At 45.3% G+C, this 21,794-nt stretch carries 20 protein-coding genes; 10 read left to right on the plus strand and 10 right to left on the minus strand.

Annotated features, from left to right (window positions below):
* Positions 1-153: 153 nt before the first annotated feature.
* The 6 genes from FTV48_RS00565 to FTV48_RS00590 form a co-directional block, all read right to left on the minus strand.
* On the minus strand, positions 154-1,299 hold the full coding sequence (locus tag FTV48_RS00565) for a glycerate kinase (protein ID WP_179999089.1): 1,146 nt from the start codon (positions 1,297-1,299) through the stop codon (positions 154-156).
* Between the two features lie 64 nt (positions 1,300-1,363).
* Positions 1,364-2,119 (minus strand): hypothetical protein, encoded by a 756-nt coding sequence (locus FTV48_RS00570; RefSeq protein WP_005172813.1) that lies wholly within the window; start codon positions 2,117-2,119, stop codon positions 1,364-1,366.
* Between the two features lie 97 nt (positions 2,120-2,216).
* Positions 2,217-4,859, minus strand: a complete 2,643-nt coding sequence (topA, locus tag FTV48_RS00575; RefSeq protein ID WP_179999091.1) for a type I DNA topoisomerase — start codon at positions 4,857-4,859, stop codon at positions 2,217-2,219.
* Positions 4,860-4,889: 30 nt separating this feature from the next.
* Complete coding sequence (locus FTV48_RS00580) at positions 4,890-5,339, minus strand: ammonium transporter (RefSeq protein ID WP_005095506.1); 450 nt, start codon at positions 5,337-5,339, stop codon at positions 4,890-4,892.
* Between the two features lie 70 nt (positions 5,340-5,409).
* Positions 5,410-6,408: a hypothetical protein gene (locus tag FTV48_RS00585; RefSeq protein ID WP_005172818.1), complete on the minus strand. Its 999-nt coding sequence runs from the start codon at positions 6,406-6,408 to the stop codon at positions 5,410-5,412.
* A gap of 274 nt (positions 6,409-6,682) precedes the next feature.
* Positions 6,683-6,928 carry a SlyX family protein gene (locus tag FTV48_RS00590; RefSeq protein WP_005095502.1) on the minus strand — a complete coding sequence of 82 codons (246 nt, stop codon included), beginning with the start codon at positions 6,926-6,928 and terminating at the stop codon, positions 6,683-6,685.
* A 33-nt stretch (positions 6,929-6,961) separates the two neighbouring features.
* Between FTV48_RS00590 and FTV48_RS00595 the strand changes: the two genes are divergently transcribed.
* Positions 6,962-8,860: an ATP-binding cassette domain-containing protein gene (locus FTV48_RS00595; protein ID WP_179999093.1), complete on the plus strand. Its 1,899-nt coding sequence runs from the start codon at positions 6,962-6,964 to the stop codon at positions 8,858-8,860.
* Between the two features lie 109 nt (positions 8,861-8,969).
* Positions 8,970-9,905 carry a lauroyl acyltransferase gene (locus tag FTV48_RS00600; protein WP_179999095.1) on the plus strand — a complete coding sequence of 312 codons (936 nt, stop codon included), beginning with the start codon at positions 8,970-8,972 and terminating at the stop codon, positions 9,903-9,905.
* Between the two features lie 55 nt (positions 9,906-9,960).
* Here FTV48_RS00600 and FTV48_RS00605 read toward each other — a convergent pair whose 3' ends face one another.
* Together FTV48_RS00605 and FTV48_RS00610 are read right to left on the minus strand one after the other, a co-directional pair.
* Positions 9,961-10,296, minus strand: a complete 336-nt coding sequence (locus tag FTV48_RS00605) for a GNAT family N-acetyltransferase (RefSeq protein WP_253602682.1) — start codon at positions 10,294-10,296, stop codon at positions 9,961-9,963.
* A gap of 414 nt (positions 10,297-10,710) precedes the next feature.
* Positions 10,711-11,841 carry an endonuclease/exonuclease/phosphatase family protein gene (locus FTV48_RS00610; protein WP_179999097.1) on the minus strand — a complete coding sequence of 377 codons (1,131 nt, stop codon included), beginning with the start codon at positions 11,839-11,841 and terminating at the stop codon, positions 10,711-10,713.
* A 188-nt stretch (positions 11,842-12,029) separates the two neighbouring features.
* On the opposite strand from FTV48_RS00610, the gene asd reads away from it, so the two are divergent.
* From asd to truA, 5 genes are all read left to right on the plus strand, one after another.
* Complete coding sequence (gene asd / locus FTV48_RS00615; RefSeq protein ID WP_005095490.1) at positions 12,030-13,148, plus strand: aspartate-semialdehyde dehydrogenase; 1,119 nt, start codon at positions 12,030-12,032, stop codon at positions 13,146-13,148.
* A 123-nt stretch (positions 13,149-13,271) separates the two neighbouring features.
* A complete protein-coding gene (locus tag FTV48_RS00620; RefSeq protein WP_179999099.1) occupies positions 13,272-14,726 on the plus strand; it encodes a hypothetical protein in 1,455 nt (484 codons plus the stop codon).
* A gap of 67 nt (positions 14,727-14,793) precedes the next feature.
* A complete protein-coding gene (locus FTV48_RS00625; protein WP_179999101.1) occupies positions 14,794-16,176 on the plus strand; it encodes a fimbrial protein FimV in 1,383 nt (460 codons plus the stop codon).
* Positions 16,177-16,223: 47 nt separating this feature from the next.
* The gene (locus tag FTV48_RS00630; protein ID WP_179999103.1) at positions 16,224-17,192 is read left to right on the plus strand and encodes an asparaginase; all 969 of its coding nucleotides are present in this window, start codon (positions 16,224-16,226) and stop codon (positions 17,190-17,192) included.
* A 15-nt stretch (positions 17,193-17,207) separates the two neighbouring features.
* A complete protein-coding gene (gene truA, locus FTV48_RS00635) occupies positions 17,208-18,005 on the plus strand; it encodes a tRNA pseudouridine(38-40) synthase TruA (RefSeq protein WP_179999105.1) in 798 nt (265 codons plus the stop codon).
* A gap of 90 nt (positions 18,006-18,095) precedes the next feature.
* On the opposite strand, the gene FTV48_RS00640 is transcribed toward truA, so the two are convergent.
* A complete protein-coding gene (locus FTV48_RS00640; RefSeq protein ID WP_005095477.1) occupies positions 18,096-19,103 on the minus strand; it encodes an AraC family transcriptional regulator in 1,008 nt (335 codons plus the stop codon).
* A gap of 231 nt (positions 19,104-19,334) precedes the next feature.
* Here FTV48_RS00640 and infA point away from each other — a divergent pair, with 231 nt between their 5' ends.
* The 3 genes from infA (at position 19,335) to FTV48_RS00655 (ending at position 20,621) form a co-directional block, all read left to right on the plus strand.
* Complete coding sequence (gene infA / locus FTV48_RS00645) at positions 19,335-19,556, plus strand: translation initiation factor IF-1 (protein ID WP_001284370.1); 222 nt, start codon at positions 19,335-19,337, stop codon at positions 19,554-19,556.
* Between the two features lie 133 nt (positions 19,557-19,689).
* Complete coding sequence (locus FTV48_RS00650; protein ID WP_005095476.1) at positions 19,690-20,070, plus strand: hypothetical protein; 381 nt, start codon at positions 19,690-19,692, stop codon at positions 20,068-20,070.
* 146 nt (positions 20,071-20,216) lie between these two features.
* Complete coding sequence (locus FTV48_RS00655; protein ID WP_005095474.1) at positions 20,217-20,621, plus strand: hypothetical protein; 405 nt, start codon at positions 20,217-20,219, stop codon at positions 20,619-20,621.
* 83 nt (positions 20,622-20,704) lie between these two features.
* Here the strand turns inward: FTV48_RS00655 and leuB are convergent, their stop codons facing one another.
* Positions 20,705-21,784 carry a 3-isopropylmalate dehydrogenase gene (gene leuB, locus FTV48_RS00660; RefSeq protein ID WP_100329280.1) on the minus strand — a complete coding sequence of 360 codons (1,080 nt, stop codon included), beginning with the start codon at positions 21,782-21,784 and terminating at the stop codon, positions 20,705-20,707.
* Positions 21,785-21,794: the final 10 nt, after the last annotated feature.

Genomic DNA, 21,794 nt, shown 5'->3' on the forward strand with positions numbered 1-21,794 from the left:
ATTGAGATATAGGAACATACCCTCAATCCAGCAAAGGATTTCTGTTACCTTGCGAAGCAGTGCTTCTCATCCATGAAAAGCAAGATCTGCTTATGCGTTATTATCTGCCATTACGTAAAGCTTGTGCAGCAATGACGATCTTGTAAAAGAAAACTAAATACGCTGTTCCTCAATATTTTTAATTGTTTTGGACACTGCTTTTTCCAGATTCACTTCCGCATTTTTTAAGGCTTCTTCCCGGCTACAATCTGGTGGATTAATCCCGATAATCTGACTAAATCCAGACTCATATAGTGACTCAATCCCATCGCCCACCAGTCCAGCAAATGCAAGCACCGGTTTATTGAATTTTTGCGCTACTTGTGCCACGCCAAATGGTGTTTTTCCTAACTTAGTTTGATGATCAAGCTTGCCTTCACCGGTCAGAACATAATCGGCTTGAGCTATTTTATTGGCTAAATCTGTCTGCTGAATGATGAGTTCCACACCTGATCGAATAGAAGCAGCTGTGAATGCCATTAAGCCAAAACCGAGTCCACCTGCCGCACCCGCACCTGCAACATGACGATGATCACGTCCAATGTGCCGAGCAACCAGATCGGCAAAATGACTGAGGTTTTGATCCAGTTGCTTGACCATTTCCGGTGTCGCACCTTTTTGTGGGCCAAAGATCGCTGAAGCACCATTGGGTCCACACAGCGGATTATTCACATCCGATGCAATGATAATTTCAATATCCGCCAGCCGTGAATCCAGTTCGGATAAATCAATTGCTATGATTTGATCTAGGTTTCCACCGCAAGCCTGTATTTCTAATCCTTGGGCATCTAAAAACCGAGCGCCTAAAGCCTGTGCCATTCCCGCACCGGCATCGTTCGTCACACTGCCACCCAAGCCAATGATGATTTTACTGGCCTCTAAATCGAGCGCAGACTTGATCATTTCTCCTGTGCCACAGGTTGAGGTCAGCAGAGGATTACGCTTTGCAGCTTCCAGCAGATCTATGCCATTGGCTTTGGCCATTTCAATGATTGCGGTTTTTCCTGCATCAATTACGCCAAAATACGTCTGGATGCGCTGATCAGGCAATGGGCCTGTCACTTCACAGGGAATGCGCTGTCCTTTTGAACTTGAGATCAGCGTATCGACAGTGCCTTCCCCTCCATCCGCCATAGGAACATGAATACACAAAGCATCAGGCAACACGTTTTGAATGCCACGCTGCATGGCCTGACAGGCTTGTTCAGCACTCATACTTTCTTTAAAGGAATCTGGAGCAAGAACAAAAGTAAGCGGCATATGGTTATTTTTATCTATCAATAAAGTCTAGATTCTGGATAAATCCAAGAGAATCTACAAGTCTTTATTTCCAGCCCAACTCAATTGCTGTGATCTCATTAATCAGGGTCTGATCCAGAGATCCCGGCATTTTACTCGTGGTTTCGGACAGCGGGATATGTCCTGCCATCAGTTCTGCCTTGGCTTGTGGGAACACAGGTTGCTGATCTGGAAATGCATAACCTATTGGATAAATCGGCTGACCTGTGGCCAGATCATATTTATCACTGGCACCAAAGGCATGCAGTAACTCATGTACCAAAACAATTTTATTTTGTTCAGACTGCTTTTGAGAGGCAAACAGGTTGACCGAACCAATCCGGCCTTTTTGCAAGGCAGTTGAATGCTTTAATTGCCGGGTTTGTGCCGGATCATAATAATTTAAAAACAGGGTCAGACTGGCAGAAGGGTCCGAACTTTGTTGCTGTTTCCAGGCATAAAATCGAAACTTTAAACTCCATACAACAGTATCGAAAATTGAGGCCTGCTCAGGGACTTTAGGCGGTAAAACTTTAAGCTCACGACCCAAATTAAAATAAAAATAAGTGGGTTGATTCCGATATTGCTGTGCTGATTTTTGTAGAAAGTCTCTTGCCGTTTCTAGATCCTGAACTGACAGTTGCTGGATGTATTGCTGTGTGGTCGGTAATCCATCTGCATTAATCGGATGCAACAGAACCATGACCGGCTTTGACCAGTTCTGATTTTGATCACGATAGGCATTGACTGCAACGATCAATAAAATACTTAATAAAATCAGAATCCGAATCTTTTTCCACATATCCCCAAGCAACCTTATTTATTTTTTTTAAAATATCGACACATCATAAATAAAAAATGCCGACTTTCGTCAGCATTTTTTTAAGTTTAAACTTTATTTAGGCTTCAACCCATTTTCCATTCTGGTAAACCAGAGACCATTTGGTTTGCTTGCCTTCCGCATTTTCAGAGCCAATATATTGCGATTGGTTCTTGCGACTGAATTTCACCAAAGTCGGGTTACCTTCCGGATCTGCATCAGGCGCTTGCAAGATAAACTGATATTTCGGATCCAGCTGTTCAGCCACAGAGCGAATCTCGGCAACTTTCGGTGCCCGTGTTTCACGCACTTTCGGGAATTTGCTGGCCGCCAGAAACAGGCCGGCCGCACCATCACGCAGCACAAAGAAGTCATCGTGCTTGGTCGAGCGTAAATGTTCCATCTTGATCGGATCGACACGCGGAGGTGCCGGCTGACCACTCTTTAATACTTTACGGGTATTGTCACAACTGTTGCAGGCGAAGTATGGCCCAAAACGACCCGTTTTAAGCTGCATTTCGCCATCACATTTGTCGCATGGAATGGTTGGGCCATCATAACCTTTGATCTTGAACTCTCCTTCTTCGAGTTCATAACCATCACAGTCCGGGTTATTGCCACAAACATGCAGTTTACGACCGCCATCAATCACATAGCTGTCCATTGCCGTTTCACACACCGGACAACGTTTCTTCGACATCAGGTCAGCGGTTTCGGCCGCATCATCATCAGACAGTGCAGCCAGAGACTCGACTGGGGTCAGGTTCAAGGTTCCCTTGCAACGTTCTTTCGGTGGCAGGTTATAACCAGAACAGCCCAGGAAAACGCCTGTGGTTCCGGTACGAATCTGCATTGGACGCTCACATTCTTTACAATGTACCGCATCCACTTCCACTGGCTGATTACGGCGCATACCGTTCTCGCCTTGTGCCGTAGTCAAACGCTGCTTGAAATCGCCGTAGAAGCTGTCTAACAGCTCTTTCCAGTTACGCTCACCATCTGCCACCTTATCTAGCTGACCTTCAAGATCTGCGGTAAAGGCGTAGTTCATCAGGTTATTGAAGTTTTCATCCAGACGGTCGGTGACGATCTCACCCATCTTCTCGGCAAAGAGACGACGGTTATCGAGCTTCACATAACCACGATCCTGAATGGTCGAGATAATTGCAGCATAGGTCGATGGACGGCCAATGCCTTTTTTCTCGAGTTCTTTGACCAGTGAGGCTTCAGTAAAACGAGCTGGTGGCTTGGTGAAATGTTGAGATGGATCAAGCTTCTCAAGTTTCAGCACTTCACCGACTTTCACTGCCGGTAACAGAATATCGTCATCCGCTTTGTTGGCACCACGCACCCGGGTAAAACCATCAAAGACCAGCGTCCGGCCTTTGGCTTTCAGTTCTACGCCATTGGCATTGACTAAAATGGTTGAAGACAGGTATTCAGCCGGTGTCATCTGACAGGCCACAAACTGGCGCCAGATCAGGTCATAGAGACGCTGTGCATCACGCTCCACACCGACCAGACTGTCACCTTTGAGGCCCACAGTAGATGGACGGATTGCCTCATGCGCTTCTTGCGCGCCGGCTTTATTGCCATAGCGGTTGGGTTTGGCCGGCAGGTACTTCTCACCAAATTCTGATTCGATATGGCCACGGACCATGCTTACCGCATCATCACTCAGGAAGGTCGAGTCGGTACGCATATAGGTAATGAAACCGGCTTCATACAGGCGCTGTGCCAGCATCATGGTTTTCTTCACAGAAAAACCGAGACGGGTACTGGCCGCCTGTTGCAACGTTGACGTGATATAGGGCGCGCTTGGATTGACTTTGGTTGGCTTATCTTCACGGGCAGAAACGGTATAATCCGCATCTTTAATCAGGTTTAAAAGTGCATCCGTTTCGTCTTTATTACGAAGCTTTAAAGTCTTGCCATGTTGCTTGACTGCTTCCAGACGGATGTCATCTTTTTTCGATTTGGTATCGGCAAACACCTGCCAGTATTCTTCAGGAATAAAGGCCCGAATTTCACGTTCGCGCTCAACCACCAGTTTCACCGCAACCGACTGTACACGGCCGGCTGACAGGCCACGGGCAATCTTTTCCCACAAGAGTGGTGAAATCATGAAGCCGACCACGCGGTCCAGAAAACGGCGTGCCTGCTGGGCATTGACTTTATTGGTGTCCAGACGTGAAGGATGCTTAAAGGCTTCCTGAATGGCATTTTTGGTAATTTCGTTGAAGACCACACGTTGATAACGTGACTCATCGCCGCCAATCACTTCTTTTAAATGCCAGGCAATCGCTTCCCCTTCCCTGTCCATATCCGTTGCCAGATAGACTTCATCGACTTGCGCTGCCAGTTTTTTCAGTTCGGCAACCACATGTTCTTTGCCAGGAAGCACTTCGTATTTGGCTTTCCAGTCATGTTCCGGATCGACACCCATGCGGTTAATCAACGCATTCTGTGATTTTTCAGCTTTCTGTTCATCTGTCAGTTTGGTGCGTGTCGCCGGCTTTTTCTCTGTCGATTTGGCAGAGCCGCCTGTTGGCAAGTCACGGACATGACCGACTGATGATTTTACGATGTAGTTTGGACCAAGGTACTTATTGATTGTTTTCGCTTTTGCAGGCGACTCCACAATCACTAAGGCACGCTTACTTCCAGCGTCGGGAGACTTTGCTGTGCTGCTTTTTGATGTGGACCGAGGAGCGTTCGCCATAATTAACCGTTAATCCTGTTTATTTCTAAATTAAAGTTCAGCCAAAGCGTGTAATAGTGCTTTGATATCGTCGAGTTGGGCTGCTCTTAAATCAGCATGTTCATCCCAATACAATCCGACACAGTTGGCCTGCATATCAATAGCATAAATGCCTTTTAATGCAATGGGAAAATCTTTAAATTTCTCATCACCCTGCACAATTTCGAGTTTATTATCGACAACACGGGCACGCATCAAGGGTAAACGCGCATCTGGCATGAGTACGCTGTAGTACGCAACCATACTGGCACGACTTTCAGTGGCCTTTGGAATTTTGGTCCAGTCGGGTGCAACCACCAAACGTGGATGCAGACCCATTTTGCGGGCTTTGTCACGCATGATGCCAAGCGCTTTTTCTCTTGGGCTGACACGTAAGCCAAAAATTGACCCCATGACAAAAATGATGATGATCACCGCTACCCAAATTCCAGTGTTTTCCATAGTTCAACCTTTATGTTCTATTATTAGAGTTGCATAAGCACAATATAAAACGCAAGTTTGCACGATAAAATTAATTCAAGAACATTTCATGACTATATAAAACTTCGTGACCATTCCAGTAAATATAACCCTTCTCAATTAGCTCTTTCAGCAGCAGACGGATATCCGATTGAGGAAAGAGCTGCTCTAGCAAATCACGTAATTCATAAATATCCTTGGGTTTGTCGCCCTGAAGTTCGCGCAGTTTACGTGCGACTTCCAGTTGCACTGGATCAATCCGGTTAAAGTTTTTAAACAGGTCTTGCTGGGCTGACTGAATTGGAGTTTGCAATGCTTCAACTGGAGCATCATCAACTTTGAGCCGGGACATGACCTGATCCAGTTTTGGATTTTCAAGCGGATCTTGTTCATCCAGATTGAGCTGTAGCCACTGTTTCAGGACTTTTTTACGGAAGCTGATCTGCTCATCATAGCGTTTGACAATTTTCAGGTTAATCAGCATGCCGACCACATGCTGGGCCTTCACGGGCATGACGTGCAGAATATTGGCAACTGAATTTTTTAAGGTTTCCAAGGTATTTGGCTTACCACTCATTTTCCCTAGAGCATCACAGTACTTTTTCACCAGTTGCAAGGCCGGTTTGTTGCGGATCGCCTCCAGACTAGGCAGGTAATTTTTAACATGCTCTGCTGGAATAGAGACTTCATCGGGCTGAATCTGAATCAGGCTACATTTAATATCAGAGGCTTGCAGCATCTGCTGCAACATCTCGCTGCTGTCCATCGCCGAGATCAACTCGACTTCGGTTTCCGGCTCCAACAACGCCATCAGCTGACCGACAATGACCGCATATTCATATTCTTTCTGGGGCGATTCAGGTGTATCCAGAATGATGATCTGTCCACTCGCAATCCAGCCGGCCAGCTCGGTTAAATCTTCTAATGAAAATTCAAATGTTCCGGCACAATTAAACAGATACAGGCTGGAATAATGCGTCACAATTTCACGCAGTAACTTGGCCGTCGGAAAATTATTTTCGAGGTCGAGTAGAACAACTTTTGGATGCATGGGACAAGCTTCTGAAATGTACCTGAAAGCCAGTATTAGAGTAGGAAGTGAGTGAAAGGTCAAATAATTTCATGGTGAATATTCAGGTTGCAGCGGATTTACCAGATTCCAACCGAGTGGAAGATTACATATTTGATCTTGCTGCAAGCAGGTCAGAAATCGCTAGATTCCAGGCTGAGAGCTGATTAAATGAATCGAATCATCGGTGAAATAGCAGCTGTAATAAAAAAACCCTTATCGCATATAAGGGTTTTATTAAATGATTGCTTGCAAATTAATAATGTGGCGGACGATCAGCAACCGGATCAAAATCCGCAATTCCTTCAGAACGGTCTGAGGACTCAACACGTTGATATAACAGGCTCATTTGCTTTTTCAGATCGGCAATTTCCAGAGTCTGTTTAGCCACCTGATCATTCAACTGTTCAACTAAATCGTCTAAAAATGCAATTCGCACTTGCAAATCTTCAATGGGTGCGGAAAATGACGCCTGATCATTTAGATTTTGTTGTTTAGTCATTTAAAGTCCTCATTGGGGATTTCAGGAAACATTATGGCCTATATTACCCTTAGGGATGTCCAACTTGCGTTTGGTGGACCCGCCCTGCTCAACGGCGCGAATTTTAACTTGGAGCGCGGCGAACGAGTGTGTTTGATTGGCCGTAATGGTGAGGGTAAGTCTACCTTACTTAAGCTGATTGAAGGAAGTTTACTGCCGGATAGCGGCGAAGTTTCATTACAAAACGGCATTACTATTTCGATGCTGGCGCAAGATGTACCGATGGATTCAGGCAAAGTGGCTAATATCGTGGCAGATGGCGCTGGTGAAGCGTCAGAAGTTCTGCGTGCTTATCATGCTGCCAGTGAAGCCTGTGTACTAGGTGACATGGACGCCTGTGATCGTATGGGCAACCTGCAACACAAAATGGATCAGCTGGATGGCTGGGCGCTGGAAACCAAGGTCAATTCGATTTTAAGCAAAATGGGTCTGGACCCGGATGCAGATCTTGCCGACTTGTCCGGTGGTCGTAAGCGTCGTGTCCTGCTGGCACGTGCTTTACTTACCCAACCTGATGTACTGTTACTCGACGAGCCGACCAACCATTTAGACGTTGAAAGTATCGAGTGGCTGGAAAAATTCCTGCTCGATCAAAACAACCTGACCCTGCTGTTCATTTCGCATGACCGTGCCTTTGTCGATAGCATCGCCACCCGTATTGTTGAACTGGATCGCGGTCAACTGCGTAGTTATGAAGGTAACTATTCACGTTATCTAGACCTGAAAGCCCAGCAAATGGAAGCTGAAGAAAAGCAAAATGCGCTCTTCGATAAAAAGCTGGCTGAAGAAGAAGTCTGGATCCGTCAGGGCATTAAAGCACGCCGTACCCGTAACGAAGGTCGTGTTCGCGCTCTAAAAGCACTGCGTGAAGAATCCAAAGCGCGCCGTTCGCAACAAGGTAAAGTGGCGATGGCGACTCAGGATGCCAACCGTTCCGGCAAACTGGTCTTTGAGATTGAGAACCTGAGTGTGAAATTCGGTGACAATGCACCGATCATTAACAACTTCTCGGCACTGGTTTTACGCGGTGACCGTATCGGTCTGGTCGGTGATAACGGTGTCGGTAAAACCACACTGATTAAAGCCATTCTGGGCGAGCTTGAGCATGGCGGCACGGTGAAAACCGGTACACAGCTGGAAGTAGCCTATTTCGACCAACTGCGTAATGCACTGGATCTGGAAAAGTCGGTCAAAGATAACGTTTCTGAAGGCTCTGACCACGTGGATGTGAATGGTAACCGTCGTCATATCTATAGCTATTTACAAGACTTCCTGTTCTCGCCAGAACGTGCACGTACCCCAGTCAAAGCGTTGTCTGGTGGTGAACGCAACCGTATCTTGCTGGCGAAACTGTTGCTGAAACCATCGAACCTGATTGTGATGGATGAGCCAACCAACGATCTGGATATGGTGACCTTAGAGTTACTAGAAGAAATGCTCGGTGGCTACAAAGGCACCTTGTTATTGATCTCGCATGACCGTGCCTTTATGGATAACGTGGTGACATCGACCTGGGTCTTTGATGGTAAAGGCAATATCGACGAATATGTCGGTGGTTATCAGGATTATCTTGAACAGCGTCCAGATCAGACCGTGGTCGATCAAAAAAGTGCCGTGAAAAAAGCCATGGCCAAAGCTGAAGCCGCACCCGTTGCTGCCAAAAAAGTCAAACTCAGCTACAAAGATCAACGCGCGCTCGAGCAACTTCCGGCTGAAATGGAAGCGCTGGAAAAAGAGCAAGCCGAGATCAATGCACAACTGGCTGATGGCTCTTTATTTGTCAGTGATTCCGATAAAGCCATGCAACTGTCTCAGCGTTTATCAGAAATTGATGAATTGTTACTGGAAAAATTGGAACGTTGGGAAGAGCTGGATAATCTTAGCAACGGTTAAATATTCCACGAGTATTTGCTCAAGCATCTGTATTCGTACAGATGCTTTTTTTTATTTCAAGAATCTTCTCTGTTAGACTGCACTTAATCTTTTAGCCCTATATTGTTCTATGAGTACCCAGCCTGCATATCAACCCGGCGAATTTCAATGGTCATTCCTGTTACCTCGATACTGGGGCAATTGGCTGGGTATTATTTTCCTGATGGTTTTGGCGATTTTACCGTGGGCCATTCAGTATCGTCTGGCCTATCTGCTGGGCCATCTGTCTTTTAAGTATCTGCCCTCACGTCGCGACACCACACTGCGCAATCTGGAAGTCTGTTTTCCTGAATGGTCTGCCGAGCAAATACAGGACAATGCGCGTCAGGTTTTTATCGATCAAATGCTGGGGGTTTTTGAAACCTTAAATGCCTGGTACAGTCCGAAATGGTTTCAGGATCGCGTCAGTATTGAAGGACTGGAACATATTCAGAATGCTCAAGCCGAAGGCCGGGGTATGCTGTTACTAGGCACGCATTCGACCTTACTGGATGCTGGTGGATATCTGTGTGCACAATATTTTGAACCGGATGTGGTGTATCGCCCACAGAATAATCCACTTTTGGACATGCTGATTTACCGTTGTCGCGCCACGATTTATGCCCATCAAATTGATCATGATGATATGCGCGGTCTGGTACGTAATCTGAAAAAAGGCCATGCAATCTGGTACAGTCCGGATCAGGATTATGGTTTAAAACAAGGGGTGATGGCACCTTTCTTTGGTGTACCGGCGGCAACCGTCACCGCGCACCGTCGTTTGTTAAAAATGACCAAAGCTGCCGCGATTCCTTTATATTTCTATCGTCATGGCGATATCAAAAATCCACGCTACCATGTACTGATTGAACCGGCACTGGAGAATTTCCCTAGTGAGAATGAAGTCGAAGATGCTACTCGCGTGAATCTGATAATTGAACAGCAGCTACGCATCGCACCGACCCAATATATGTGGTTCCACCGCCGTTTTAAAACTCGCCCTGAAGGTTATAAGGAAATTTACTAAATCTGTTTGATCCCGAACTTTAAATCGCTACAGCTCCTACAGTTTAAAATCCTGTTCATGATCTGTACCTTGATAGATCTACATAGCTTCCGTTAGTCCCGCACGCGTGAAGCCTAAAGCCTGATAAAAATCCTATTGTCTGCTGATCGGCCACTAAAATCTGCTGATGAAATCCTGAATAATATTGCAGCATACTTTGCATGATCCGCCGACCAATGCCTTGTCGTTGCCAGTCTAGACCAACCAATAAATGGGGGAAATACACCCCCAGAGAGCCATCTGAAATCGCATTCGCCAGTCCGACCAGCTGACCATTTATACGTGCAGTGACCAGACCATGCGAATGTTGTAAAGCCTGTAATAAATGTTGTGGTTTTCGGCAGTAGACCATGGATTGGCACGATAGAGCTGAAGTATTTCTGATCCATTCACTGAGTCATCACTGGCAATAACATTTTCCATTCTGCACTGTAAAAATATAGCTTTAAACCTAAAATTATCTTTAATAATCAATTAAATATTTAAAAAAATTCATCCTAAAAATAATTTAACCCGAGTTCTACATCCTGTAAAACCCGGGTTAATGAGGTTGTGCTTTCATCTATTATAATTGGTTCTATTTTTTGTGATTTCCCTTTCAGCATCATATCCATGATGTTTTCATTCAGCTTCGTCTTCCTTATGAGAATATCCTTTCTCGACTCCCTGTGCTGATAAACCTAGAATACCTGGATTGCTCATGATTGCCCATCCGCAAGAAGCGCAAACTGATGTAAGCAATCTCTTACACTTTTCTCTTAAAAAGTTAAGAAATTTTGCCGCCATCTTTATAAGCCATGGCAATTTCATCGGTCACCATTTTTTCCTCTTTCTCTGCTTTTTGAATCCCTTCTTCTATGGCCTCTTGTGCTTCCTGCTCATCTTCATCGGTTTGCTCCAATTCTTCTTGAATATGCTCAAAGACCCGACCGGTTTGTAAAACCAGAAAGACCGGAAAATGATCAGAACCAATATGGGGCAGACGTTCCATATGGACCAGGGCAAAATCGGTACTGTGAAATACGTGATCGAGCGACCAGCGAAAAAAAGGATAATCTGCATGAAAGGTGTTTACATAATGACGTCCGACGCGTGGGTCCAGCAGCCCGCTAATGCGCTGAAACAGCCGCGTAGTACGAGACCAGGCCACATCATTCAGATCCCCCATGACGATGCAACTTTCATCTAAATCTTTAATCTGATCCCCGATAATTAACAATTCCGCATCACGTAAAGTAGAATCCTTGGCTTCAGTTGGGCTCGGTGGTTTCGGGTGCAGGCAGTACAGCTGCACCGGCTGTCCCGAGCCTAAAATCACCGTGGTATGAATGGACGGAATCTCGTCACTTAAAATAAACTTGACCTGGGTATTGCGAAGTTCCAGTTTACTATATAGGTGCATGCCATACAGGTTATCCAAGGGCACAGGCACACGATAAGGATAATCTGCTTCAATCACCGACAGTTCATTTTGCCAGGTTTGATCCGTTTCCAGCGTTAACACCAAGTCTGGCTGATGGGTCTGGATCTGTTCAATCAATCGATGATATTGAGTATTGGTGGTCAGTACGTTCGAAACAATCAGGGAGATTTGCCGCTGCGGATCCAGTTGATCCTGTTTGACCTGCTTGACCTGTTTTTTCCAGATAAAGGTATAGGGCAATACCATTTTTAGCTGATAAGCCAAAGCCGCAATCAGGGCCACAAAAATCAGCTGATTCAAGACAGTCCAGGGATGTTCCACCACCAAAAACAGCACAAAGGCAATAAAGCCCAAGACCAGAATTTGTAAGCGTGGAAAATCCGCACCTCGAATCCACCATTCATCGCGTGGGATCAGTGACCAGAAACTTAACCAAATGACAATGATTGCCACAATTTGGATAACCCATATCATAAAGCGTGCTCTTAATTAAGTTATTATTTTTTCTGAAAGAAAAATGACGTTATCAATTTTGTATGTATCATAAAGCAGATATTTCGCTCAAGAATATTGATGTTTTGATTGTGTAGCACTTGCAGTTGAGTCCCTTTTTGATACACTCGAATCCCTTTAGAATTTTTAACGCACCGAGGCAAAGTGACATGAGAGTAGGTCTGGTCGGTTGGCGCGGGATGGTCGGTTCCGTCCTAATGCAACGTATGGTTGAAGAGAATGATTTTGCTCATTTTGAGCCATTTTATTTCTCTACCAGTAATGCAGGCGGTGAAGCGCCAGCATTTGGTGGTAAGACTGCCCCAGCACTTATGGATGCATCAGATATTAACAGTCTGAAGCAGATGGATGTCATTATTACCTGTCAAGGTGGCGACTATACCTCTGAGGTTTTCCCGAAACTGAAAGCTGAAAGCTGGAATGGTTACTGGATTGATGCAGCATCGACCTTACGTATGGATGATGAAGCCATCATTGTACTTGATCCGGTCAATATGCATGTGATCAAAGACGGTTTGGTAAAAGGCACCAAAACTTTTGTCGGCGGTAACTGTACGGTTTCCTTGATGTTGATGGGTCTAGGTGGTCTGTTCCAGAATAATCTGGTCGAATGGGCAACGTCTATGACCTATCAGGCAGCGTCTGGTGCGGGTGCGCAAAACATGCGTGAACTGATCAGCGGTATGGGTTATTTATACAATAACACTAAAGAATTACTCGATGATCCACGCTCTCCAATTCTGGATATCGATTCGAGAATTGCTGAATTACAACGCGGTGAAGGCTTCCCATCCAGTAACTTCGGTGTGCCTTTGGCCGGTTCACTGATTCCTTATATCGACAAGCAACTGGAAAGCGGCCAATCGAAAGAAGAATGGAAAGGTCAGGTTGAAACCAACAAGATTCTGGGCAACCAGCAAATCGTGCCGATTGATGGTCACTGTGTGCGTATTGGTGCCATGCGTTGCCACTCTCAGGCATTGACGCTAAAACTGCGTAAAGACGTACCTCTGGATGAAATCGAAGACATCATTGCACGTGCCAATGACTGGTCTAAAGTGGTTCCGAATACCCGTGAAGCCTCGATGACTGACCTGACTCCAGTTGCAGTGACAGGTACCTTATCGGTTCCAGTGGGTCGTCTGCGCAAGCTCAACATGGGTAAAGAATACCTGGGGGCATTCACTGTAGGTGACCAATTGCTTTGGGGCGCTGCTGAACCATTACGCCGTATGCTGCGCATCCTGATTGATTATAAAAACGTTTAATATCCCGAGATGGATATAAAACAAAAAGCCGATCTTTATTGATCGGCTTTTTTATGTAACTATTGCGTAAGTATTTTACAAAAAAGAAACATCCCGTTAATCTATAATTTTCGCTATGCGATAATGACTGAGCTCACAATTAAGATGACTGTATATAACAAATTAAAGCTTGCCATTTTAGCCATTGTTGCTTCACAGAATATTTATGCGATTAACGTAGATCCGGTTCAGATCCAGTCTGCGCCTGGAGAGTTACTCTATGCTGAAATGACCTTTCGACAATCTGATATGAATTTACCGATTGAGGTGAGTCTGGCTTCGCCTGAAGATTTAATGTCGATGGGTGCATCACATCAACCGCCTGGTCATCTGAACTTTTTCACCCGGCGTAGCAGTAATGGCACCGGAGTCATTACCATTACATCGTCTCGACCAATAACTGATCGGGAACTGAATATCATTATCAAAATTAAGGAAGGCAATGCTGCACGTTTGCAACATATCCGCACGCCTTTGCAAGCGAAAACCGATTTATTAAAAGCCAGTCTAAAACAGAATGAACGCCCACTTGCGCCAGTTGTCATGGTCAGTGAAAAAGATATTGCTTTAAACCTGCCAGTGACTACCCATTACAACAGCTCTCCAGCCACTTCAAATAAGCAACCGGTTTTAGAAAAGCCGCTGGCTGTGCAACATGTTAGTCCGCCGACATTGTCTAGCAGTTCAATTCCTCAAGCTGCACTCGCGCCAGCAGCACCATCGATTCCGGCTGCAGCGGAACCTATTCAGTCTTTAGCTGCAAATGAACCGGCGAGCAGAATGCCCTCAGATCAAGTTGCCCCAGAGCAAAATAAAGTATCTATGCAAAAACCGGCTGAGACTGGTTCTGAACATCAAAGCGCTTCCAGCGATCCATTGGTCAAGAAATTTGCCGAGGAACAGGCCAGAAAATCGGCTGGCTCAACTCCTCCTGTACAGACCCCAGCTCCAATTACAACAAAAGTTACACCAGCCAAGAGTGCCTCAGCCCAAGCTCAACCCACTTATATGGTTCAGTCCAATGAGTCGCTGTGGGGAATCGCATCACGAATTGCAGCAGAACAGCAACGTCCGGTTAATGAAGTGATGCAGCAAATCAAGCAAAACAATGAACATGCCTTTATCGGAGGAAATGCCAATCGTTTACGTAAAGGTGCCGCACTGAATTTAGCTATGATGAGTAGTGTAACTGCTCCGATCAAAGTCACCGCCGCCAAGCAGACACAGGTACCTTCTCAGCCTGCTACCAAAACTAAATACCGTCTGAATCAGGCTGAAATGAGTCTGGTTGCTGAGAACCAGCACGATTCCGGACAGCTTTCTGCAAACCAGAACACAGAACACAATCAAACATCGAAGGAATTGTCATTAAAAGTTATGACAGCCCGAGAAAAAACCGTTAAATTACAGAGAAACGTAACCGAATTAGAATTGGCACTCAATCAGAAGGATCACAGAATTCAATTATTAAATGCGCGTCTGGCCCAGCTGCAACAACAGCTTAAAGCCCAACAAGCAGATAAGAAGCCAGTTAATTAAAAGTTACACATGACGATTTATTGGGATGAGTGAACATTGAATACACTCTATCCTCAAGGGGTAAAACATGCTGATTTATGTGATTCCATTAGTGATATTGATCATCGTATTAATTGTCGTCAAAAAACGACAGGATGCTCAAGAATCAGATAAAGCAAAAACTAAAACGCTGAAGTCCCAAAAACCAAGCACGGCTACCAAAGTTACCCCGCAAAAGACCAAAGTGGTTCAATCAAGCGGTGTTGAAAACAAAGCTGTAGTTCCACTGTCTCCTGAAACTCGCAAAAAAATTGAAGGCCTGATTCAGGAAAGCAATTTCTTCGCGGCTGAGGCCCAGATTAACCAGGCACTGAATCGCGACAATTCCCAGCATGAGCTCTATCTTTTGCTATTAGATATTCATATCTTACAAAAAGATGATTTTGCCATTACACAGCTGATCAATCATATTCGGGCGCTGAGTATTGACGATATACTCGCTCAGGCTGAAGAGAAGAGAACTGTTTACGAAAAGATAAAAGAGACTGAGACCAAGCAAGCCTCTCTACCTGCAACCCCTACATCTGATACAACTGATTTTGATGCTCTGACACAGTCTGTACGCTCTGAAGATACAAAATCTGATTTGATCTTTGAGCAGTTACAGCAAGAAATTACACCGGTAAAAGAAGAACAGGCGCCTCTTGAGTTCAATTTTACACCTGGCACTCGATCTGCATCTCCAATAGAGAAAAAGACGAGTCTCGAAGAGAGCAATAGCTTTGATTTCAATTCTACGAGTAGCTTTACTAAAGACACCCCTACTGAGCCAGCATCAAAAGCTAGCAATGAAGTTCAGTTTGACTTTGAATCTCTTAAAGTTGAGACAGCAACACCAGAGGTTGTTTCTTCTATCACACCGAATAGTCCAGAAACAGATTTTAATACCCAGATTGGCAAGAGCCAAGTTCCTAATTTCGATCTCAAATTAGAGGTCAATAATGAACAGTTACCAACCACCACTGAAGAAATTACACCTCTGGATTTCTCATTTTCTATAGAAACTCCAGCGCCTGTCGCCGAAAAAACCTCAGAACCAGCAATTGAGTTTGATCTGTCTAGTCTTTCTGCTGCTGCACCTGTGAGTGAATCTGCGACACAGACAGACCTTTCATCAGGCTTAGACTTTAAATTAGATCATACAGAAACTAAACCTGCTGCAACAGGTGTTACTTTCGACATTCCTGCTACACCAGTTCAAACAGCAACAGACCAGCATGATCCACTGGTACAATCTTTCCCGGAATTACTGGACGTCAATGAGGCCAGTCTGAATCTGGATCTTGCGCAGCAATATATTCAGCTCGGTGCCTATGTTGCCGCACGTGAGATCATTGCAGAGCGAGAAGCTGAATATACGGCCGAGCAACAGCAACGCGCAGAGCAATTACTGAATCAAATCGCATCTTGATGCATTTCGATTTACACTAAAGCAGTCAAGGGTTGGCTGCTTTTTTTATGATGAAAAATATTGCATTAATTTATATGGGTGGCACATTCGGCTGTGTCGGCGATCCACTTGCCCCGATGTCTGCGGATTTATTTATTCCCAAGCTCGAACAGATACTCGCAGACCAATATTTCGTTGAATGCCACCGCGCACCAGCCATTAAAGACAGTAGTGCCTGCACAGCCGCGGACTGGCTGCAATTGGTGCAGTTTATTCAAAAACTGCAATCTCGAAAGATCCAATATTTTGTGATTATTCACGGTACAGATACTCTGAGTTATGCCAGTGCAGTCCTGGCACATTTTCTCGGCAACTCGGCACATGTGGTACTGACTGGTAGTCAATATCCGCTGCTGAATGCTCAGGGCAATGAGCAGCGCGAATTTAGTGATGCGCTGGATAATCTGAGGTTCGCCCTGGATTCTGTCAGCATGTGTACCGCAGGGGTCTATCTGGCTTTTCATCATCAACTAATGCATGCCCAGACGGCACTCAAACAGCATACCACCGAGTTAAATGCCTTCTCAGGTCTTGAGGCCAATATTACAATCCAGGCCAGTCAGCAGTGTTATCAAGTCAAAGCTGAAGATATTAGGAAAGCCGCTGGATTTAACTGCATGAGTATCATGATGCAACCGATTGATCTGGCCCAGCAACTGAACAACCTGCACAGCTTATTAGCCAGACCACCGCATTTTTTATTTCTGCAAGGTTTTGGCACGGGTAATCTCGCTGTCAATGAGGCCCTGATCGCACTCATTGATCAACTCTATGACCAAGGCTGTATCTCTGTACTGACCACCCAGGTGCCTTTTGGCGCGACAGATCAGCGCTATGCCATTGCAGAATGGGTCAATCACTGCAAAATTCTGCTGAATGAAAGTTATGGCCATGCGGATCTGTATGCAAAAGCCCTGAAAATGTATTTACAATACGACACTGTAGAGCAATGGCATCGTCATTGGTACGATCAATAAGGTTTTGAGGTCATTATGCAACGTTTTGCGGTGGGAATTGAGTTTTGTGGGATGCATTATCGGGGATGGCAGACTCAACAGCCGGGTGTTGCAAGTGTGCAGGAAACCATTGAAAAGGTACTGAGCCGGGTTGCCGATCAACCGATTAGCCTACATGGTGCCGGACGTACCGATGCGGGGGTACATGCGACCAATATGGTGGCACATTTTGATAGCAATGCCATTCGTTCTGAACGTGGCTGGCTGATGGGTTGCAATAGCCAGTTGCCCAAAGATATCTCGATTCAGTGGATCAAAGAGATGGATCACAGCTTCCATGCCCGCTTTAAGGCTCAGGCACGCCGTTACCGCTATGTGGTCTATAATCATCCTGTGCGACCTGCCTTGCTGCATAAACAGGTCACCCATGTCTATGCTCCACTCGATATTGAACAGATGATGCTGTCTGCGAAAAAGTTTGAAGGTACACATAATTTTGAAAGCTTCCGTGCTGCAGCCTGCCAATCCAATCAACCGGTGCGCCATGTCAGCCACTGCCGTCTGATTCAGCATGGTCAGTATCTGGTACTGGATATTCAGGCCGATGGCTTTCTGCATCATATGGTGCGTAATATCATGGGCTGCCTACTGGAAATTGGTCAGGGCATGTATGCTGCCGATCATATTGATAGTATTTTCGCGGCCGAAGACCGCAAAGCTGCTGGCGTGACTGCGCCTGCCGATGGTTTATATTTTATTCATGCCGACTATCCGGAGCAGTTTGAATTGCCTAAATTACCTTTGGGGCCGCATTGGCTGAATCTGCCGGAATAATTTTTAAATTTTTTAGAATATTTACCTCCCCTAACTCCTTCTGAAAGGAGGGGAATTCCTCCCTTTTTAAAGGGAGGTTAGGAGGGATTTTTAACGCTGCTTGCGTTTCCTATATTCCACTGGCGTTTCATTGGTCCAGCGTTTAAAGGCACGATAAAACGTACTTGGTTCCGAGAATCCGGTGAGATATACAATTCTTTCAACACTTTCACTGGTACTCGCCAGCAAACGCTTGGCCAGACGACAGCGATAATCCGACAGAATCTGTTGAAAGCTGGTATGTGCTTCACTCAGTTGTGTTCTTAGGCGGCGTGGCGTGATGTTTAGCTGTGCAGCTACAGTTTCCAGTGTGGTTTCGCCACTTTCCAAAGTAGAGCCAATCGCACGACGAACTTCACCGACCAGATCATAACGCGCCAGTTCCTGCAGTTTTTCAATTGCAAGCTGCTCATGTAATTGTAAAAGCTCTGGTTCAGCCTGCCACAGCGGAAACTCTAAAATACTTGGATCGAAATAAAGTCGGGTTTCTTTTTGACCTAAGCTGACCGGACACTCATAAACCCGGAAATATTCCTCGTCAGGAGCACCTTTGGAAAAATTAAAATCGATATAAATCGGTTCAAAACGTCCTTCGGTAATAAATTTAAAGAAACGCAGTACACCCGACATGGCACACTCGGTAAAATGACGATTGACCAGACTTTCAGCAAAAGGCTGCTCGCCATTGGTTAAATAGCAGCGATCATCTTCAATCACCAACTTGGCAGCAAAGGCATCGCTGATCAGTCGTTGATAGGCCAAGGCACGTTTTAGTCCCTCACCAAAATTTTCAGATGAAACAAACAGGTGTTCAATCACCTGACCACGATACAGTGGTAAATGTTCGCCCAGATGCAAACCAATATCCGGGTCCTTACTGACTTCTTCAGCTGCCACCCAAAAGGCATACTGGGCACTCAGCGGCGTACGGTCATTGGCCTCGACCTGATTTAAAGCAACTCCTGCTTTGGTCAAAAGTTCTTCTGTCGGCAAACCCGCACGACGAATCGCCTGATAGCCCAAACGCAATACGACTGATGCATCCGTTAGCTGACTCACTCAAAAGCCTTCCTTGTATGTACTTCATTTATACTTAAAAAGATTAATTTTAGATTAACTGCGATTGACCAAACTGACAACAGAAACCGACATTTTTTTAGTTAAAAAGTTTATCCTGATCGTTCGCTTATTTTACTGACAGATGATCAGTCTAACGCCCGTTTCACCTTGTATTTTGCAAAAAAATTGACTATAATTTGCGCCTTTCCAATTTATTCATTCAGGTAGGCTATGGCCAATAAAGAGGAACTCATCGAGTTCGAAGGCGTTGTCACCGAGACGCTTCCTAATACTATGTTCCGTGTACGTTTAGAGAACGGTCACGAAGTGATTGCCCACATCTCTGGTAAAATGCGTAAACACTATATCCGTATTTTAACTGGCGACAGTGTAAAGGTTGAAATGACACCTTATGATTTGACCAAAGGTCGTATCACCTATCGTGCACGCTAAGTTTTAGCGCAAGCAAAAGCCACTTTTAGTGGCTTTTTTATTGCTTTAATTTTTTATTGAACAATAAAATAATTTGACACTGAACTATAAACTCACGACTATTCATTTAATTAAAATAACATGTCTAAAAACCATGAATATGAAGTGCTTGGTCCTGCTGTGCAGCTTAATACTCGTCGCCTGTGCCACAGGCGGCAAACATCACCTAAATCAGTCGCTACAACACTATGTCGGTCAAACTGCCGCACAGGTTCGCAGCCAGCTTGATCTGAGTGCAATGGGATTTAAAACCGCCCAGCAACCGATTCAGACAGCAGAGTTTCTCAGCTATACTATTTTCCGGGACATGAATATTCCGATGGGCACACCGAATATTAGTCAGAGTATTTCGATCGGTGCACCAATGCCTACGCCCTCAAATGGCGGTTATAGCATCGAGATGAAATGCCAAATCCGGTTTGAGTTGAAAGATGAAATTGTCCAATCCGTTCGCTATACCGGCAGGGCTTGTTAAGCTGTCATCCTGTAGTCCAATTTCTTTGATGGATTGATGTTGAGTTAGCTCTCGCTCCCATCTGTACCGCGTGTCAAATTACAACAATACTAATCACACTTCCTGCCTACACTATTGATGAGTCGTTCCTGTGCAGGAGTGAAATGATGCGATTTTCCTATCTCCAACTATCGCTCGGTATTTTGGCCAGTGTTTTAATAGCGGGCTGTGCACATTCCCCCAATATGGGCCAATCTGACCGCGAAGCCTATTTGCAGCAGTTTATTGGACAAAGTAGCCAGCTGATCGATCAAACTCTGGATCTAAAACGTTTAGGTTATCAGCAGGTCAGTGGGCCTGAACTCAGTGCCCAGCAATTAAGCTATGTGGTACAGCGCCCTGTTGCAATTCCTTTGCCTGTAGCACAGTTTCCGGCAGCAGGCGGTGCCGTACCTATTCCGGTTCCTGTGAGTCCTTCAGGTGGCTATGACGTCAATCTGCAATGTAAGATCACCTTCTTACTCAAAGATAATATTGCAACCGCAGTTCGTACTACAGGTCGAACCTGTTAACCTGAGCTAGATACGAGAAATCTGACATAAAAAAACGCAGCCCAAAGCTGCGTTTTTTAATCATTTTTTTAATCAAAACGGACTTAGTTCAATGCAGCAACCACTGCCTGACCCATTTCAACTGTACCGACTTTGTGCATGCCTTCAGACATAATATCTGCTGTACGCAAGCCTTGATCCAAAACATTGCCTACGGCATCTTCAATCGCTTTGGCTGCAGCTTCTTCACGGAAAGTGTAGCGTAGCATCATCGCAACAGACAAAATTGTGGCCAATGGGTTCGCCAGGTTTTGACCCGCAATATCAGGGGCTGAACCATGACAAGGCTCATACATGCCTTTAGCATTTTCATCTAGCGAGGCTGATGGCAACATGCCGATTGAACCGGTAAGCATCGCTGCTTCGTCAGACAAGATATCACCGAACAGGTTAGAGGTGACAATCACGTCAAACTGTTTTGGCGCGCGCACCAGTTGCATCGCAGCATTGTCGACATACATATGTGACAAGTTAATTTCTGGATACTGTTCTTCTTTCAACGCAGTAACGGTTTGTTTCCACAACTCAGTGACTTCAAGTACGTTGGCTTTATCCACTGAACAGACCTTGGCACCGCGCAGCTTCGCCATTTCAAAGGCAACTTTGGCAATGCGTTTGATTTCAGATTCTGAATACACATCCGTGTTATAACCTTGCTTCTCGCCATTTTCCAATTCACGGATCCCACGTGGCTGACCGAAATAAATACCGCCCGTCAATTCACGCACGATCAGGATATCCAGACCTGCCACGATTTCAGGTTTCAGGCTTGAAGCATCAGCCAATTGTGGATAGAGAATCGCTGGGCGCAAGTTGGCAAACAGGTTCAGTTCGCTACGTAATTTTAATAAACCGCGTTCCGGACGGATTGAGCGCTCGATCGTATCCCATTTTGGCCCGCCGACGGCGCCCAATAAAATTGCATCGGCTTTTTTGGCCTGTTCTGAGGTCACTTCAGGATATGGTGAACCGTGGGCATCAATTGCCGCACCACCGAGTAAACCCTGTTCCCATGTCAAATCGAGATTAAATTTTTCATTTACACGATCCAGTACCTGCTCTGCCGCTTTGACAATTTCAGGACCGATGCCATCACCAGCTAAAATCAAAATTTGTTTAGACATGAGATTTTCC

The sequence above is a fragment of the Acinetobacter sp. YH18001 genome (assembly GCF_013416975.1).
GTDB lineage: Bacteria > Pseudomonadota > Gammaproteobacteria > Pseudomonadales > Moraxellaceae > Acinetobacter > Acinetobacter pseudolwoffii.

Excerpts from the sequence above, each read along its gene's own strand:
- truA (WP_179999105.1), top strand. The coding sequence starts at position 17,208 with ATGCAACGTTTTGCGGTGGGAATTGAGTTTTGTGGGATGCATTATCGG.
- FTV48_RS00580 (WP_005095506.1), bottom strand. The coding sequence starts at position 5,339 with ATGGAAAACACTGGAATTTGGGTAGCGGTGATCATCATCATTTTTGTC.
- FTV48_RS00610 (WP_179999097.1), bottom strand. The coding sequence starts at position 11,841 with ATGATATGGGTTATCCAAATTGTGGCAATCATTGTCATTTGGTTAAGT.
- FTV48_RS00650 (WP_005095476.1), top strand. The coding sequence starts at position 19,690 with ATGAATATGAAGTGCTTGGTCCTGCTGTGCAGCTTAATACTCGTCGCC.
- FTV48_RS00585 (WP_005172818.1), bottom strand. The coding sequence starts at position 6,408 with ATGCATCCAAAAGTTGTTCTACTCGACCTCGAAAATAATTTTCCGACG.
- FTV48_RS00570 (WP_005172813.1), bottom strand. The coding sequence starts at position 2,119 with ATGTGGAAAAAGATTCGGATTCTGATTTTATTAAGTATTTTATTGATC.
- topA (WP_179999091.1), bottom strand. The coding sequence starts at position 4,859 with ATGGCGAACGCTCCTCGGTCCACATCAAAAAGCAGCACAGCAAAGTCT.
- FTV48_RS00625 (WP_179999101.1), top strand. The coding sequence starts at position 14,794 with ATGCTGATTTATGTGATTCCATTAGTGATATTGATCATCGTATTAATT.
- FTV48_RS00595 (WP_179999093.1), top strand. The coding sequence starts at position 6,962 with ATGGCCTATATTACCCTTAGGGATGTCCAACTTGCGTTTGGTGGACCC.
- FTV48_RS00600 (WP_179999095.1), top strand. The coding sequence starts at position 8,970 with ATGAGTACCCAGCCTGCATATCAACCCGGCGAATTTCAATGGTCATTC.
- leuB (WP_100329280.1), bottom strand. The coding sequence starts at position 21,784 with ATGTCTAAACAAATTTTGATTTTAGCTGGTGATGGCATCGGTCCTGAA.
- asd (WP_005095490.1), top strand. The coding sequence starts at position 12,030 with ATGAGAGTAGGTCTGGTCGGTTGGCGCGGGATGGTCGGTTCCGTCCTA.
- FTV48_RS00620 (WP_179999099.1), top strand. The coding sequence starts at position 13,272 with ATGACTGAGCTCACAATTAAGATGACTGTATATAACAAATTAAAGCTT.
- infA (WP_001284370.1), top strand. The coding sequence starts at position 19,335 with ATGGCCAATAAAGAGGAACTCATCGAGTTCGAAGGCGTTGTCACCGAG.
- FTV48_RS00590 (WP_005095502.1), bottom strand. The coding sequence starts at position 6,928 with ATGACTAAACAACAAAATCTAAATGATCAGGCGTCATTTTCCGCACCC.
- FTV48_RS00655 (WP_005095474.1), top strand. The coding sequence starts at position 20,217 with ATGCGATTTTCCTATCTCCAACTATCGCTCGGTATTTTGGCCAGTGTT.
- FTV48_RS00630 (WP_179999103.1), top strand. The coding sequence starts at position 16,224 with ATGATGAAAAATATTGCATTAATTTATATGGGTGGCACATTCGGCTGT.
- FTV48_RS00605 (WP_253602682.1), bottom strand. The coding sequence starts at position 10,296 with ATGGTCTACTGCCGAAAACCACAACATTTATTACAGGCTTTACAACAT.
- FTV48_RS00565 (WP_179999089.1), bottom strand. The coding sequence starts at position 1,299 with ATGCCGCTTACTTTTGTTCTTGCTCCAGATTCCTTTAAAGAAAGTATG.